This is a genomic window from Amycolatopsis sp. NPDC102522, from assembly GCF_055584485.1.
The window spans coordinates 52,249-66,940 of the sequence record NZ_JBVJLY010000033.1 but is presented as its reverse complement, the minus strand read 5'-3'; the positions used below and the strand labels follow the sequence as shown (position 1 = coordinate 66,940).

Below are 14,692 nucleotides of genomic sequence, written 5' to 3'. Positions count from 1 at the left end.
GGGTAGGTCAGTGCTCCACGGGGCCGAGGCGGCTGTCGACGAGCCGGAAGATCTCCTCGTCGCTCGCCAGGTCCAGGTCGACTTCGCCGTCACCGGCCGGCTCGGCTTCGGTCAGCGCGTGCCACTGTTCGAGGACCTCGCGCAGCCGGAGGGAGACACGGGAACGCAGGGTCCCGTCCTCGGCCGCGGCCGGAAGCGCCGCCGCCACCGTGTCCAGATCCGTCAGCACCGCGGGTTCGGTGTCCAGCTCGCCGAGCAGGTGTTCGGCCAGCGCGCGCGGACTGGGATGGTCGAAGACCACCGTGCGCGACAGACGCGCGCCGACGGCGGTGACCAGGCGGTTGCGCAGATCGACGGCGGTCAGCGAATCGAAGCCGATCGCGGTGAACGCCTGGTCCGCCGCCACGGCTCCGGCCGTGGTGTGCCCGAGCACCGCGGAGACCTGGGCGCGGACCAGGTCCAGCAGCAGCCGGGGCCGGTCGGCGGCCGGGGCGGACCGCAGCCGGAGGACGAACTCCGGGGTCGCCTGTTCGGAGTGCGCCGGTTCGCCGGAATCGGTCAGCGCGCGGCGCGCCTCCGGCAGGTCGTCGAGCAACGGGCTCGGGCGCAGCGCGGTGAAGCGCGGCATGAAGGTGTCCCAGCGCATGTCGGTGACGATCGCGCAGGTCTCGCCCCGGCCGACGGCTTGTGCCAGCGCGGAAACGGCGAACTCCGGCGGCATGTGGACGAGGCCGGACTGGGCGAGTCCTGCCTGGATCTTCGGGGAGAAAGTGGACATGCCGCCGCCGTCCCACGCGCCCCAGGCGATCGAAATCGCGGCGAGGCCCCGGCTACGGCGTCGCTGGGCGAGCGCGTCGAGGAACGCGTTGGCCGCGGCGTAGGCGCCTTGGGTGCCGCTGCCCCAGACGCCCGCGTTCGAAGAGAACAGGACAAAGGCGTCCAGCGGCCGGTCGGCGAGCAGTTCGTCCAGATACGCGGCGCCGAGCGCCTTGCCCGCCATGACTTCGCCGAACTCGGCGGCATCGGTTTCCGCGAGGGTGGCGGGAGTGGCGACACCGGCCGCGTGCACCACCGAATCGGGCGGATACGCGGTCAGCAGGGCGGCGACGGCCGAACGATCCGCCATGTCGCAGGCGACCACGGTGACCTTGACCCCGAGTTCGTCCGCCAGTCGCGCGGTGTCTTCGGCAGGCAGCCCGCGCCTGCTGGTCAGCACCAGATGGTCGGCCCCGCTGGTCGCGAGCCAGCGCACGACGTGTGCGGCGACGCCACCGGTGCCGCCGGTCACCAGCACGGTGCCGCGCGGCGTCCACGCGGCCTCGCCGCCGTCCGGCTCGGCACGGACCAGCCGCCGGGCGCAGACGCCGGTGGTCCGCACCGCCAGCTGGTCTTCGGTTCCGTTCAGAGCGGCCAGAAGCCGCCTCACCGCCTCGGCGTCGACGACCTCGGGGAGGTCGACAAGGCCGCCCCACCGGCTGGGGTGTTCGAGCCCGACGACCCGGCCGAGCCCCCAGATCGCCGCTTGCCGGGGATCGACAGCCCCGTCGTTTTCGTCCACTTGGACGGCGCCCCTGGTGACCGTCCACAGTGGTACTTTCACCTCGCCGAGCGCCTGCACCAAGGTGAGCAGATCGGCGGCCTCGTCCACCGCGAGCAGCGAGAGCACGCCGTCGACCGCGCCGACGTCCCGCAGCCGGTCCAGTTCGGACACGGCGAGCCGTTCGACCCGGAGGCCGGCGACGGTCATCCCGTCGAGCACGGCGGCGACGGCCGGGTCGTCCCGCCTGTCGGAGGTGATCAGCAGCCAGGTTCCGGCGGACGTCGGCGGATTCTCCGCGACAGGCTTCCAGACGATCCGATAACGCCAGGAATCGATGGCGGACTGCTTGCCCAGGCGTTTCGGCGGGTCGAGTTCCTCCAGCCAGTAGCGTTCGCGCTGGAAGGGGTAGGTGGGCAGGTCGAGATGCGGCCCGCGGCCGAGCCGCCAGTCGACGGGGATACCCCTGGTGTGGAGACTGCCCGCCGAGGTGAGGAGTCTGTCCCAGCCGCCGTCGTGGCGGCGGAGGGTGCCGGTGACGACGGTGGGGCCCATGTCCTCGATGGTGTCTTCGACAGCGGTGGTCAGGACGGGATGCGGGCTGACCTCCACGAACGCGTGGTGCCCGCCGGTGGCGAGGGTGTGGATCGCCGAGTGGAAGGCGACCGGCCGCCGCAGGTTGCGGAACCAGTAGTCGTTGTCCAGCGCGGTGCCGTCGGCCCAGCGACCGTCCACTGTGGAATAAAGCGGCACGGTTCCGGCGACGGGGCAGAGGTCGGCGAGCGCCTGCAGCAGGTCGTCGCGGATGGTGTCGACGGACGGGCTGTGGGAAGCGTAGTCGACCGGGATGGTGCGGGTGCGGATCCCGAGGCCTTCGCAGGTGCCGGCGAGCGCGGCGAGTTCCTGGGGATTTCCGGACACCACCACGGATTCCGGCCCGTTCACCGCCGCTAGGGACACGGTGCCGGTGAGCAGGCCGCGTACCTGCGCTTCGGGCGCGGACACCGACAGCATCCCGCCTCGTCCGGCCAGATCGCGGGCGATGATCGCGGAGCGGCACACCACGATCCGCAGCGCGTCGTCGAGAGTGAGGATCCCGGCGACGTGGGCGGCGGCGATCTCGCCCTGGCTGTGCCCGACCACCGCGTCCGGCTCGACCCCGAGTGACCGCCACACCGCGGCCAGGGACACCATGACCGCGAACGACACCGGCTGCAGCACTTCGACCCGGTCCGGCATCGTCTCGTCCGCGAGCATGTCCCGCAGCGACCAGTCGACGAGTCCGTCGAGCACCTCGGCGCAGGCGAGCATCGAGTCCCGGAAAACCGGCGAGGACTCCAGCAGCGCCAGTCCCATTCCCGCCCATTGCGCGCCTTGCCCGGGGAACACGAACACCGTCCGGCCGGTCACGTCGGCCACGCCGGGCTCGCACGACTCCAGCCGCTCCCGCAGTTCCGTGGCCGAGCCGGCCACCACCACGGCTCGGACTCCCAGCAGTGCGCGGGAACCCGCCAAGAAGCGCGCGATATCCCCGATCCCCGTCTCCGGATTCGCTTCGGTGAACCGGGCGACTTGCCCGGCCTGCGCCCGAACCCCTTCAGCGCAAGCTCCTGAGATCACCACCGGCCACGGGCCCGGAGTGTCGTCCCCGCCGGGAAAGCCGTCTTCCTCGACGGATTCGAGGACGAGATGGGCGTTGGTGCCGCTCATGCCGAAAGCGGAGACCGCGCAGCGACGGGGGCGGTCGTGATCCGGCCAGGGGATGGACTCGGTCAGCAGCTCCACCGAGCCCGACGACCAGTCGACGTGGGGTGTCGGGGTTTCCAGGTGCAGGGTCCGGGGGAGGACGCCGTGGCGCATCGACTGCACCATCTTGATCACTCCGGCGATCCCGGCGGCGCCCTGGGTGTGGCCGATGTTGGACTTGTACGAGCCGAGCCAGAGCGGCGAACCGGCGGGCCGATGCCGTCCGTAGGTCGCGAGTAGGGCTTGAGCTTCGATCGGGTCACCGAGCCTGGTCCCCGTCCCGTGCGCCTCGACCGCGTCGATGTCCGAAGTGGACAGACCGGCGTCGGCGAGCGCGGCCGAAACGACCCGCTGCTGGGACGGGCCGTTCGGCGCTGTCAGGCCGTTGGAGGCGCCGTCGGAGTTGACCGCCGAACCGCGGATCACGGCCAGCACCGGATGTCCGAGTTCCCGGGCGACGGAAAGCTTTTCGAGCAGCACCACCCCGGCGCCCTCGGACCACGCCGTGCCGTCGGCGGCGGCGTCGAACGACTTGCACCGGCCGTCCGGGGCCAGCCCGCGCTGCCGCGAGAACTCCGCGAATACACCGGGCAGCGGCATCACGGTCACGCCGCCGGCCAGCGCCAGCGAGCATTCGCCCTGCCGCAGGGACCGCACCGCGAGATGCATCGCGACCAGCGACGACGAACACGCCGTGTCGAGCGAGACCGCCGGCCCTTCGAGCCCGAAGGTGTAGGCGATCCGGCCCGACGCGACACTGCCCGAACTCCCGACCGCGAGATAGCCTTCGAACTCGTCGGCGACCCGGTTGCGGTTCCCGTAGTTCTGGTACACGACCCCGGTGAACACGCCGGTGTCGCTGCCCCGCAGTGAATCCGGATCGATGCCCGCGCGCTCGAACACCTCCCACGTGGTCTCCAGCAGGAGCCGCTGCTGCGGATCCGTGGCGGTCGCCTCACGCGGGCTCATCCCGAAGAACGCCGCGTCGAAGTCGGCGGCGTCGTGCAGGAAGCCGCCTTCCCGCGTGTAGCACTTGCCGACACTGTCCGGGTTCGGGTCGTACAGTCCGGCGAGATCCCAGCCGCGATCCGCCGGGAAACCCGAGATCGCGTCGACCCCGCCCGCCACCTGGTCCCACAGGTCTTCCGGCGAGCGCACCCCGCCGGGGAAGCGGCAGGCGAGCGCCACGATCGCGATCGGTTCCCGCGCCGCGGACTCGATCTCGGCGAGCCGTTGGCGGGCCTGGTGCAGGTCCGCCGTCACCCACTTGAGGTAGTCGATCAGCTTCTCGTCGTCGGGCACGGCCCGGACACCTCCTTTATGCCGATGTGGCCATGTCGGTGTGCAGGTCGGTCGGGAGCTCCCGGCGGTACTTCACGTCGAGCTTCCGGTAGACGCGGGTGAGGTGCTGTTCCACCGTGCTGTCGGTGATGAACAGCTTCCTGGCGATTTCGCGGTTGGTGTAGCCGGCCACGGCCAGCCCCGCGACACGGCGTTCGGAGTCGCTGAGCGAACCGATCTTGGTCGCGTCGGCCTGCCGTCCGGCGCCGGGTTCGACGGTGCCCGGCTCCGGCATGAGCTCCTGGCACAGCGGGGCCGCCGCGCACGACCTCGCCAGATGCCAGGCGCGCCGCAGTGTCATCCGCGCCCGTTTGTGCTCGCCGAGGTGATGCCGGACCCGGCTGAGATCGGTGAGTACCCGGGCGAGTTCGTAGCGGTCTCCGCAGCTTTCGAGGATGTCGACCGCTTCGCTCAGCAACTGCGGCCGTTTGCTCTCCTTGCCGGTCATCGCCAGCACCCGCAGCGCCAGCGCCCGCGCCCTGGTCCCGTCCACCCCGGGCCTGGACATCTGCTCGAACAGCAGCCGCTTGGCCTCGTCGGGGTTGCCGAGGGCGAGCCAGGCCTCCGCCGCGCCGGACCGCCATGGCACGAAGCCGGGCGTGTCGATACCCCATTCGCGCAGGAGTTTCCCGCACGCGAGGAAGTCGGCCAGCGCGGCGTGATGGCGCTCGCCGTCGAGATGGTGGTGCGCGCGGGCGTACAGGTAGTGCACCCCGTGGCGGGTCTGCGGCAGCATGTCGGGCACCGGACGCGCGAGGTACGCCGCGGCCTTGCCGAACTCGCCGCTCTTCGTGCTCGCGAGGATCAGGCTGCCGAGGGGGTAGCCGACCGCGACTCCCCACGCCTTCGCGGACAGGTGGGTCAATGCGGCACTCGCCTGCGCGGCCGCGGTGGGGAAGTCGCCCCGCCGGAGCGCGATCTCGGCGCGGACGGCGCTGAACCCCGCCTGCCAGGTGGGGCCGCCGCGATCGGCGGCTTCCGCTTGCAGGCGTTCGCATTCGGCTTCGGCGGTGTCGATCTCGTCGGCGTAGACGAAGGTCAGCAGCGCCGACAGCGCGGGTTCCTCGGACCACGGAGTCGCGTGGCTGAGCCGGGTCTCGCGCAGGAACCGGTCCGCTTTGGCGACCGCGTCTCCCTGGTTGCCGCGGGTGAGGACCTCGGTCAGCGCGGTGGTCGGGCGCGGCGGGGGACCGGTGCCGAGCGGCCGCCGGATGACCGCCGCGACGGCGTGATCGCGGCGGACCCTCCCGAGCTTCGGGTAACCGGCCGTCATCCACAGTTCGGCCTCGTCGAGCTCGTCGGATCCGCGTACCCGGTCGAGCACTTCGGCGGCCTGCGCAGTCCGGCCGTGCCAGAGCAGCTGCCGCACGAGGCAGAGTGCGTCGGAGTGGGAAAGCAGCCCGGCGCGGATCCCGGCGAGCAGTGGTTCGAAGTGGCGGAGCACGGCGGAAGGATTGAGCTGCCACTCGGCCCTGGCCAGTTTCGCCACGATGGCGACCCTGCCGGGCTCCGCCTGCTGAGCCAGGGTCAGGAAGTCGACGGCCGCCGTCACGTCGTCTTCGCACAACGCCAGCTCGGCCGCTTCGGCGAGGACGTCCGGTGCCCAGGGCGGGATCGGGCCTCCCGCGCGCACGAGGTGCTTCGCGACCGGGAGCGCGGACTCACCCTGTTCGCGCAGCAGCGCGGCGGCTCGCCGGTGCGCTCGCGCGCGTTCGTCCGGGGCCAGGTCTTCGAGTACGGCGAGTCTCGCCGCCGGATGCCGGAAGGAGTCGCGCCTGAGCAGGCCGGCCCGTGTCATCAGGTCGAGCGTCCGGCGGACCGTGCCGCCGCCGGTCATCGCGGACAGCCGGGTTTCGGTGGCTTCCGGGCCGAGGACGGCGAGCGCGCGAGCGACGGTCACCACGTCGTTTCCGCCGCGATGCAGGCAGGCCACCACGGTTTCGCGGTAGTGCCCGCCCGGGACGCCGTGGTCGGCGCGGACGGCCTTGACGATCGCCGGGTTCCCGCCGGTGAGCTCGGGGGATTCCGCCGTGGAGAGCGGAGGAAGGCAGAGCGTGTCGGCGAATTCGGCGAGCTCGGCGAACAGCGCCGGATGCGCGGGGCGCGATCGCTCCGCCTCGGTGAGGACCAGGAGTATTCGCGCGGACCGCGTTCGCCTCGCCAGGTAGAGCAGGCAGCGCAAGGAAAAGACGTCCGCGAACTGGACGTCGTCGATTCCGAGCACCACCGGTCTCTTTTTCGCGAGGGCGAGAAGAGTGCTCAACAGTTCCTGAAAGACATTCGGCAGAGGTGCTTTCCGGTGGTCGACGTCCTGGAAAAGCTGGTTCATGACCCCGAACGGGAAATCGTTTTCGAACTCCGAACACCCGGCCTGAAGGCACAAGGCGCCGTCTTGATCCGCTTTACGGGTGAAGGTGTGCAGCAAGGCCGTTTTCCCGTGGCCCACCGGGCCTTTCACCAGTGCGATCCGGCCCTTTCCGGCGCGGCATCGGTCGAACAGGCGGTGGAGAGTGTCCAGCTGCTCGGTTCGCTCTGCCAGCGACACCGGAACTCCCTTCCATCGCTGTGACCCACGGAATCCGACTCTACGAGCCGATCTTCCCGATGCCCATGGGGCACTGCTCCCCTTACCGCCCACTGAAAGGTCATCGGGTGCCAACCGGGCCGATTCCCTTGACCCGCCCCAGGTGAATCGAGCAATCTCGGCAATGGCCCGCCGGATCGGTGATCCCCGACGGAGGAAGGTTCGCGGTGAAACGTGCGCAACTGAGAATAGCGGCGTATTTCCTGACACTTCTCGTCGTGGCCGGATGCGGTGGCGGCGAACCGGGTGACGCGCGGCTCGCCGAGGGCGGCACCTTCCGCCAGGTGCTCGGCCTGGAAATACCGAACTTCCACCCCTATCGCGATCAGGTCGCCGCCGTCTATTCGTCGCTGCTGTACGACTCGCTGGTGAACGTGACCCCGGGGAAGAAAGTGGTCTCCGGGCTGGCGGCGAAGTGGAGCGCGACGACGACCTCGGCGGAGTTCACCCTGCGCGACGACGTCACCTGCTCCGACGGCACCCCGCTGCGTCCCGCCGACGTCGCGAACGCGCTGAACCATCAGCGTGATCCGGCGCTCGCCCCGGCGGCCGCGGCGGCGCTGGCCACGGTGCCCCCGTTCACCGCGACCGCCGACGACGCGGCGAAGACCGTGACGATCCGGATGGCCGCCCCGTACAGCTTCATCGTCCGGTCGCTGGGCACCAGGCCGATCGTCTGTCCGAAGGGGATCGCCGAACCCGCGAGTTTCGAGAAGGTGTCCGCGGGCACCGGGCCTTACGTGCTGGCCCAGTACACGTCGGGCGGGCCGTACCGGCTCGACGTGCGCAAGGGCTACCGCTGGGGGCCGGACGGCGCCCGTACCGACGAGCCCGGCGTGCCCGCCTCGATCATCCTGAGCGTGGTCCCCACCCCGGCGACCGCGGCCAACCAGCTGATCGCCGGGGACGTCGACGCGTTCTACACCCCGGATCCGGACTCGGTACGCGCGCCGGGGCCGGAGGTCACGAAGGTGGACGTGCCCGCAGTGACCGGCATGGGCTCGTTCAACCAGCGCCCGGGCCGGGTGACCGGGGATCCGCTGGTGCGCAAGGCGTTGCTGGCCGCCGTCGACCCTGGCCAGGCCGCCGCGGTGGCCACCGGGGGCAAGGGCGGGCCCGCGCGGACTTTGATGTCACCGGCGGCGTTCTGTTCCGGCGACACGGTCTCCGCGAACCGGCCCGCTCACGACTTCGCCGAGGCGACGCGGCTGCTGGACCAGGCGGGCTGGACACCGGGCGCGGACGGCGTCCGCGTGCGTGACGGCAAGCGTTTGCGGCTGAAGGTGGTCACCTTCGCCACCAGCGCGCAGCTCCGCTCGACCGCGGAATTCCTCGCGAGCGAATGGAAGAAACTCGGCGCAGAGGCGGTCGTCGACGAGGTGACCGTGATGGCGTTCATCACCGTGACCCAGCAGAGCGGCGACTGGGAACTCGCGCTCGGCGCGGGGGTCACCGGTTCGCTGCCCGCGGACGCGGCACCGTTCTTCTCCGGCCCGATTCCCCCGCAGGGGCGGAACGCCGGCGCGATCGACAATCCCGAGTACCCGCGCCTGATCGGACAGGCGGCTTCCCTGCCGGACGAGGCGAGCTGCCCGGTGTGGCGGGAGGCCGAGGCGGCGCTGGTGAAGCGGGCCGACGTGTTCGCCGTCGCGGAGACCACCGCGATCTGGTTCGCCCGCAAGGCGCGGTTCGACGTGGCCGCCGACACCACCATCGTCCCGACGAGCATCCGGCTGACCAGGTAGCGCGGATGACGAGAGACCGGCATCCGCTCCTGGTGTTCGCGGCGAGGAGGCTGGGGCGTCTGACCGTGGCGTTGCTGGTGGTGGTGATCGCGTCGTTCGTGCTGATCCATCTGATCCCCGGCGATCCGGTCCGCGTCGCACTGGGCGCGCAGGCCCCGCCGGAGGTGATCGCGGCGCGTACCGCGGAACTCGGCCTGGACCGGCCGCTGCCGCAGCAGTTCCTCGGGTACGTCGGCGGCCTGGTGCGCGGCGACCTCGGCACCTCACTGGTGTCCCGCGAGGAGGTTTGGACCATCGTGTCGGCCCGGCTGCCGAACACGCTCGTGCTCGCCGGGCTCGCGTTCGCGATGGTGGTCCTGCTCGCCGTCCCCGCCGGGCTCGGCATGGCCGTGCACACCCGCGAAGACCGGCACCCCGGCGTCGAATTCGGCTTCACCGGGCTGTCCGCGACGATGGGCCTGGTGCCCAACTTCGTCCTGGCCACCGTGCTCGTCGCCGTCTTCGCGGTGGCCGTGCGCGCGCTGCCGGTCGCGGGGATGGCCGGACCGGGTTCGTACGTGCTGCCGGTGCTTTCGCTCGCGCTGGGCCCGGCGGCGCTGCTCGCGAGGATCGTCCGGGTGGAAGGCCGCAAGGTGCTCGGCGAGGACTACATCCGCACCGCGCGGGCGAAACGGCTGCCCGCGCGGCTGATCTACCTTCGGCACGCGCTGCCCGGCATGCTCACCGCGACGCTCACCGTCGGCGGCATGCTCCTGCCCGGGATGGTCGCCGGGACAGTGCTCGTCGAGAACGTCTTCGCCTGGCCGGGACTGGGCAGCCAGATCACCGGGGCGGTGCTGGTGAAGGACTATCCGGTGGCCCAGGCGGTGGTGCTGCTGCTCGGCCTCCTGGTGCTGGCCGTCAACGTCGTGGTCGATCTCGCGCTGGCCGTGCTCGATCCGCGCTCCACGATCAGGAACGGGTGAGCCGGTGAAGCGATTCCGTGCGCTGACCGGCTCCCCGGCCGGCCTGGCCGCGACCCTGCTGCTGGCCGTGGTCCTGCTGCTCGCGCTGATCGGCCCGGTCGTGTGGGGGCCCGCCGCCGAGACTGTCGACACCGGCGCGCTTTGGCAGCCACCTTCGGCGGAGCATCTTCTCGGCACCGACAGCCTCGGCCGTGACCTGCTGGCCAGGGTGCTCGTCGCGGCCAGGCTGTCGCTGACGCTCGCGGTCGCCGCGACGCTGCTCGGCGCGGTGACCGGGGTGCTGCTGGGAGTGCTGCCGTCGGTGCTCGGGCCCCTCGCCGGGCAGGTGATCGGCACCGTGATCGACATCCTGCTGATGTTTCCCGCGTTACTGCTGGTCATGTTCCTGGCCATCGTCTTCGGTGCCGGGACGACCGGGGTGCTGGTCGCGTTCGCGATCGCTTCGATGCCCGGCTTCGCGAGGCTGACCCAGACGCTGGCCGCCTCGGTGGCGGGCGCGGACTTCATGGCCGCCGCGCGCGTGCTCGGTGTGCGGCGGCACCGGCTGCTGTACCGCCACGTGCTGCCCAACATCGTCGAACCGCTGGCGATCACGGTCACCTCGTCGCTGGCGTTCGCGCTCGTGGCCATCAGCGGGCTGAGCTTCCTCGGTCTCGGGGTCGGCTCGCCTTCCTACGACTGGGGACTGCTGCTCGGCCAGGGCCTGGACCGGATCTACCTGTCGCCCGCGGCCGCGCTGGGGCCGGGCGTGGCGATCGTGGTGGCGGGGCTGGGTTTCCAGCTGTTCGGCGAGGCGCTCGCACGGGCCGCGGGCGGCCGTCGGCGAGAAGCGCGTTGCGTCGGCGGCGAAGCCTCGGCCTCGCCGCCGGAAGGTGATCACGCGCTGCGGGCGCGGGCGCTGACGGTCGACTTCCCCGGTTCACGGCCGGTCCGGGGAGTGGATCTCACGATCGGGCGAGGCGAGATCGTGGGAGTGGTGGGGGAGTCGGGTTCGGGCAAGACCCTCACCGCGCTCGCTGTCGCCGGTCTCGTCCCGCATCCCGGCAGGGTGTCGGTGGGAGAACTCGAGGTCGACCGCGACGCGCTCGCCATGGTGTTCCAGAACCCCGGCACGGCGCTGCATCCGACGATGCGGGTCGGCAGGCAGCTGGCCGAGATCGCCGAGGTGCACGCCGGACTGTCCAAAAAGGACGCGATGAGCAGGGCCGTCTCGCGGCTGCGCGCGGTGGCGATCCAGGATCCGCCCAGGCGGGCCCGCCAGTACGCGCACGAGCTGTCCGGCGGGATGCAGCAACGGGCGGTCATCGGGATGGGCTTGATGGGGACACCGAAACTCATCGTCGCGGACGAGCCGACCACCGCGCTGGACGTCACCGTGCAGCGCCGGATCCTGGGGCTGCTCGCCTCGATCAACGCCGACACCGGGGCCTCGGTGCTGCTGATCAGCCACGACCTGGCGGTGGTCGCCGAGATCAGCGGCCGCGTGCTGGTCATGTACGCCGGCCTGATCGTCGAAGAGCTGCCTGTGAGTGCCCTGCGCGCCAGAACACCCGCCCATCCCTACACGGCCGCTCTCCTGGCGACCAGCGTCGACCTGGACACCGACCGGGACAGGCCACTCGCGACCATTCCCGGCCGCCCGCCCGCCGAAGTGCCGGACGGCTGCCCGTTCGCCCCGCGCTGCCCACGGGCCACCCGCCGGTGCACCACCGAAACCCCGCCCCTGCGCGCGCACGCGCGTGCGCACCGAGTCGCCTGCTGGCATCCGCTGTGAGCGGCCTGAGCTTCGACGGGCTCACCGTCCGGTACCGGGGCCTGACCGCGGTGAACGACGTCAGTCTCGACATCCCGCACGGCCGGATCGTCGGGCTGGTCGGCGAATCCGGCTCGGGCAAGTCCACCCTCGCCCGCGCCGCCGTCGGCCTGTCCCCGGTGAAGGCCGGGAGGGTGCTGCTCGGCGGCGAGGACATCACGCACGCGAAAGGGGCCCGGCGGCGACGGCTCGGCAGCCGGATCCACCTGGTGTTCCAGAACCCGCACAGCGCGCTCGACCCGCGGATGACGGTCGGCGAGACGATCTCGGAGGCGCTGACCGCGCACCGCGGCCTGCGCAGGAGCGAGCGGCGTTCCGAGATCGACCGGCTGCTCGACCTGCTCGCGCTGGACCCGGCGCTGGCGTCGGCCCTGCCCAGCGCGCTTTCGGGCGGGCAACGGCAGCGGGTGGCCCTGGCCAGAGCGCTCGCGGTGGAGCCGGAGGTGCTGATCGCGGACGAGATCACCTCCGCGCTGGACGCTTCGGTGCAGTCGGCGATGCTCAATTTGATTCGCGACCTGCGGGACAAGCTGGATCTGACGATCCTGTTCATCGGGCACAACCTGGGCGCCGTCCGCTACGTCGCCGACGTGATCGCTGTGCTGCGTCAAGGCGAACTCGTCGAAGTGGCACCCACCGACAAGCTGTTCGCCGACCCTCGGCACCCGTACACCCGCGGCCTGCTGGACTCCGTCCCCCGCATCGGACGGTGACGTCCCGGGATCATTCGCGAGCGGGTCCGGGGTCGGCGGCCATGGCGAACCTGATCGCCAAGGTCGCGGCCCTGGTCGCGTTGAGGGCTTCCTGACAGGTATCGGCGGTGGTGCGGCGCTCGGCGAGGGCGGCGCAGATTCGTTCGGCCGCTTCGAGACAGGCGAGGCCGGCTTCGGCGAGGGGGTCGGTGCGGGCGTTCGCGAGACGGAGGGTCAGGCGGTGGATCTCGGTGTGCAACTCCTCGGCGACCAACATCGAGGTCAGGCCGGGGTGAGGGTGAAGAAGCGGTCCTGCCAGAGCGCGTACAGCTCCGCGTGCAGATCCTCGGTGAGCCCCAGCTCGCCCAGCGTGGTCCGCCCGTCGGCCTTTTCCACCACGGCGAACAGGTCCGAGGACACCGAGGCGCGCGGGCCGGTCGAGTAGTCGAGGAAGATTTCCCTTGTCACGACCCGGCATTTCGTGATCTGCAGATGCTCGGCCAGCCGGGTGGTGGGCCGGAAGTGGAGGACGGCGTCGGTGAGGTGTTTTGTCCAGTGGGGTTTGCGTTTGACGAGGTGGTTTTCGATGACGAGGTAGTCGAGTTCGGTGGTGAGGTAGCAGGTGAGTGCGTCGTGGACGGTTTGGACGATGGGTTCGGCGTTGTTGTTGAAGGAGGTGTTGAGGAGGACGGGTGTTCCGGTGAGTTCTCCGAATCTGGTGACCAGCCGGTGAAAACGTTCATTGGTGTCGGGGTCGATGATCTGGAGGCGTGCTGTTCCGTCGATGTGGGTGACGGCGCCGAGCGTTTCTCGTTGTTCTTCGCGGACGTTGAGGACGAAGGACATGAAGTCGTGGTTGCCTTGCGCCGCGGGGATTTCGAAGTAGGTGTGGGCGGCTTCGGGTGTGGTGACGGGTGCGAAGGGGCGGAAGCTTTCGCGTTTCTTGACCATGGCGTTGATGCGGGTTTGGTTGGTTTTGGGTCTTGGGTCGGCGATGATGCTGCGGTTGCCGAGGGCGCGTGGTCCGAATTCGGAGCCGCCTTGGGCCCATCCGAGCACGGCTCCCTCGGCGAGAAGTTGGGCTGCTCGTTCGATGATGTCGTCCGGTTGCTCGACGTCGACCCAGGGACTCCACTCGCGAAGGGTCGACTCGATCTCTTGCCGTGTGCCGAGGGGGGGACCGAAGTCCGCGGTACGCAATCGGGTCGAGACGGGTGTGGCACCGAGTCGATCTCCGGCCAGCAGTGCCGCGCCTTCGCCGGCTCCGGAGTCGTGGGAGGCGGGGTGGATGAAGACTTCGTCGAAGAGGCCGGAGCGGAGGATGACGCCGTTGAGGCTGGAGTTGTGGGCGACGCCGCCGCCGAAGGCCAGCTGTCGGAGTCCGGTGAGTTCGGCCCAGTGGGACAGGACGTGCAGGACGATCGTTTCGACGGCCTCTTGGATTCCGGCGGCGATGTCCTTGTGCTGCTGGGTGAACTCCTCGCCCTTGCGCCTCGGCAGGATGCCGTGGCCGAACAATGTGGGGCCGACGACGTTCAACCCGAGATTGCTCGGCGCGATCTCGTAGTTTCCCTTCTCCTGTAACGTGTAGATGGATTTGAAGATGTCCCGATACGTGCCGGGGTCGCCGTACGGCGCCAAGCCCATCACCTTGTACTCGTCACCGAATCCGTAGCCGAGTTGCTGGGTCGCCGTCAGATAGAGCCTGCCCAGCGACTTCGGGATCGAGTAGGACGCGATGCTTTCCAGGCGCTGGCCGCTTCCTCGGTACACGGTGCCCGAGTTCTCCTCGCCGGCGGCGTCCATCACCACCACGAGCGCCTCGCTCATGCCCGAGCGGGCGAAGGTGGAGCGCGCGTGCGCGAGATGATGGGGGCTGTAGAAGAGCTTGTCGTCGGGCAGGTCCCAGCCGAGCTCCGACTTGAGCCAATCCTTGATGAGCCGCCTGCTGTACCGGACGGGTACCGAGTTGCTTTCGGTGTAGAGGAAGTTCAGCGACAGGTCGATGGTCTCTTCGGGAAAGTAGTAGCCGACGGCGTCGATGTCGGCGGGGGTGACGTTCGCGCGTTCGAGGCAGGCGCGGATGGCGTTGACGGGGAACTTGGTGGTCTTCTTGATCCGGTTGAGCCGTTCCTCCTCCACCGCCGCGATCAGCTCGCCGTCGCGGACCAGGCAAGCGGCGGCGTCGTGGAAGAAGTACTCCATCATGCCGTCCACCAGATCGGTGTCCGCGGGGGAGAAGTTGCCGTTCAGTCCGAGCACCAGCATC

At 70.3% G+C, this 14,692-nt stretch carries 7 protein-coding genes and 1 pseudogene; 4 read left to right on the top strand and 4 right to left on the bottom strand.

Annotated elements, in window-relative coordinates:
* Positions 1 to 7 precede the first annotated feature (7 nt).
* Together ACZ6YV_RS41380 and ACZ6YV_RS41375 are read right to left on the bottom strand one after the other, a co-directional pair.
* A pseudogene (locus ACZ6YV_RS41380) lies at positions 8 to 4,582 on the bottom strand (type I polyketide synthase); the annotation flags it as partial.
* 19 nt (positions 4,583 to 4,601) lie between these two features.
* Positions 4,602 to 7,169, bottom strand: coding sequence for a helix-turn-helix transcriptional regulator (locus ACZ6YV_RS41375; protein WP_465514861.1), 2,568 nt, complete (start codon positions 7,167 to 7,169; stop codon positions 4,602 to 4,604).
* 206 nt (positions 7,170 to 7,375) lie between these two features.
* On the opposite strand from ACZ6YV_RS41375, the gene ACZ6YV_RS41370 reads away from it, so the two are divergent.
* The 4 genes from ACZ6YV_RS41370 to ACZ6YV_RS41355 are packed head-to-tail and all read left to right on the top strand — an operon-like array spanning position 7,376 to position 12,444.
* Complete coding sequence (locus ACZ6YV_RS41370) at positions 7,376 to 8,953, top strand: ABC transporter substrate-binding protein (RefSeq protein ID WP_465514860.1); 1,578 nt, start codon at positions 7,376 to 7,378, stop codon at positions 8,951 to 8,953.
* 5 nt (positions 8,954 to 8,958) lie between these two features.
* Positions 8,959 to 9,918, top strand: coding sequence for an ABC transporter permease (locus ACZ6YV_RS41365; protein ID WP_465514859.1), 960 nt, complete (start codon positions 8,959 to 8,961; stop codon positions 9,916 to 9,918).
* A 4-nt stretch (positions 9,919 to 9,922) separates the two neighbouring features.
* On the top strand, positions 9,923 to 11,692 hold the full coding sequence (locus ACZ6YV_RS41360) for a dipeptide/oligopeptide/nickel ABC transporter permease/ATP-binding protein (protein ID WP_465514858.1): 1,770 nt from the start codon (positions 9,923 to 9,925) through the stop codon (positions 11,690 to 11,692).
* On the top strand, positions 11,689 to 12,444 hold the full coding sequence (locus tag ACZ6YV_RS41355; protein WP_465514857.1) for an ABC transporter ATP-binding protein: 756 nt from the start codon (positions 11,689 to 11,691) through the stop codon (positions 12,442 to 12,444). Before ACZ6YV_RS41360 ends, ACZ6YV_RS41355 begins: the two co-directional genes overlap by 4 nt.
* Before the next feature lie 10 nt (positions 12,445 to 12,454).
* Here the strand turns inward: ACZ6YV_RS41355 and ACZ6YV_RS41350 are convergent, their stop codons facing one another.
* Together ACZ6YV_RS41350 and ACZ6YV_RS41345 are read right to left on the bottom strand one after the other, a co-directional pair.
* On the bottom strand, positions 12,455 to 12,700 hold the full coding sequence (locus ACZ6YV_RS41350) for a hypothetical protein (protein WP_465514856.1): 246 nt from the start codon (positions 12,698 to 12,700) through the stop codon (positions 12,455 to 12,457).
* Between the two features lie 5 nt (positions 12,701 to 12,705).
* A complete protein-coding gene (locus tag ACZ6YV_RS41345) occupies positions 12,706 to 14,691 on the bottom strand; it encodes a carbamoyltransferase family protein (protein WP_465514866.1) in 1,986 nt (661 codons plus the stop codon).
* Position 14,692 lies beyond the last annotated feature (1 nt).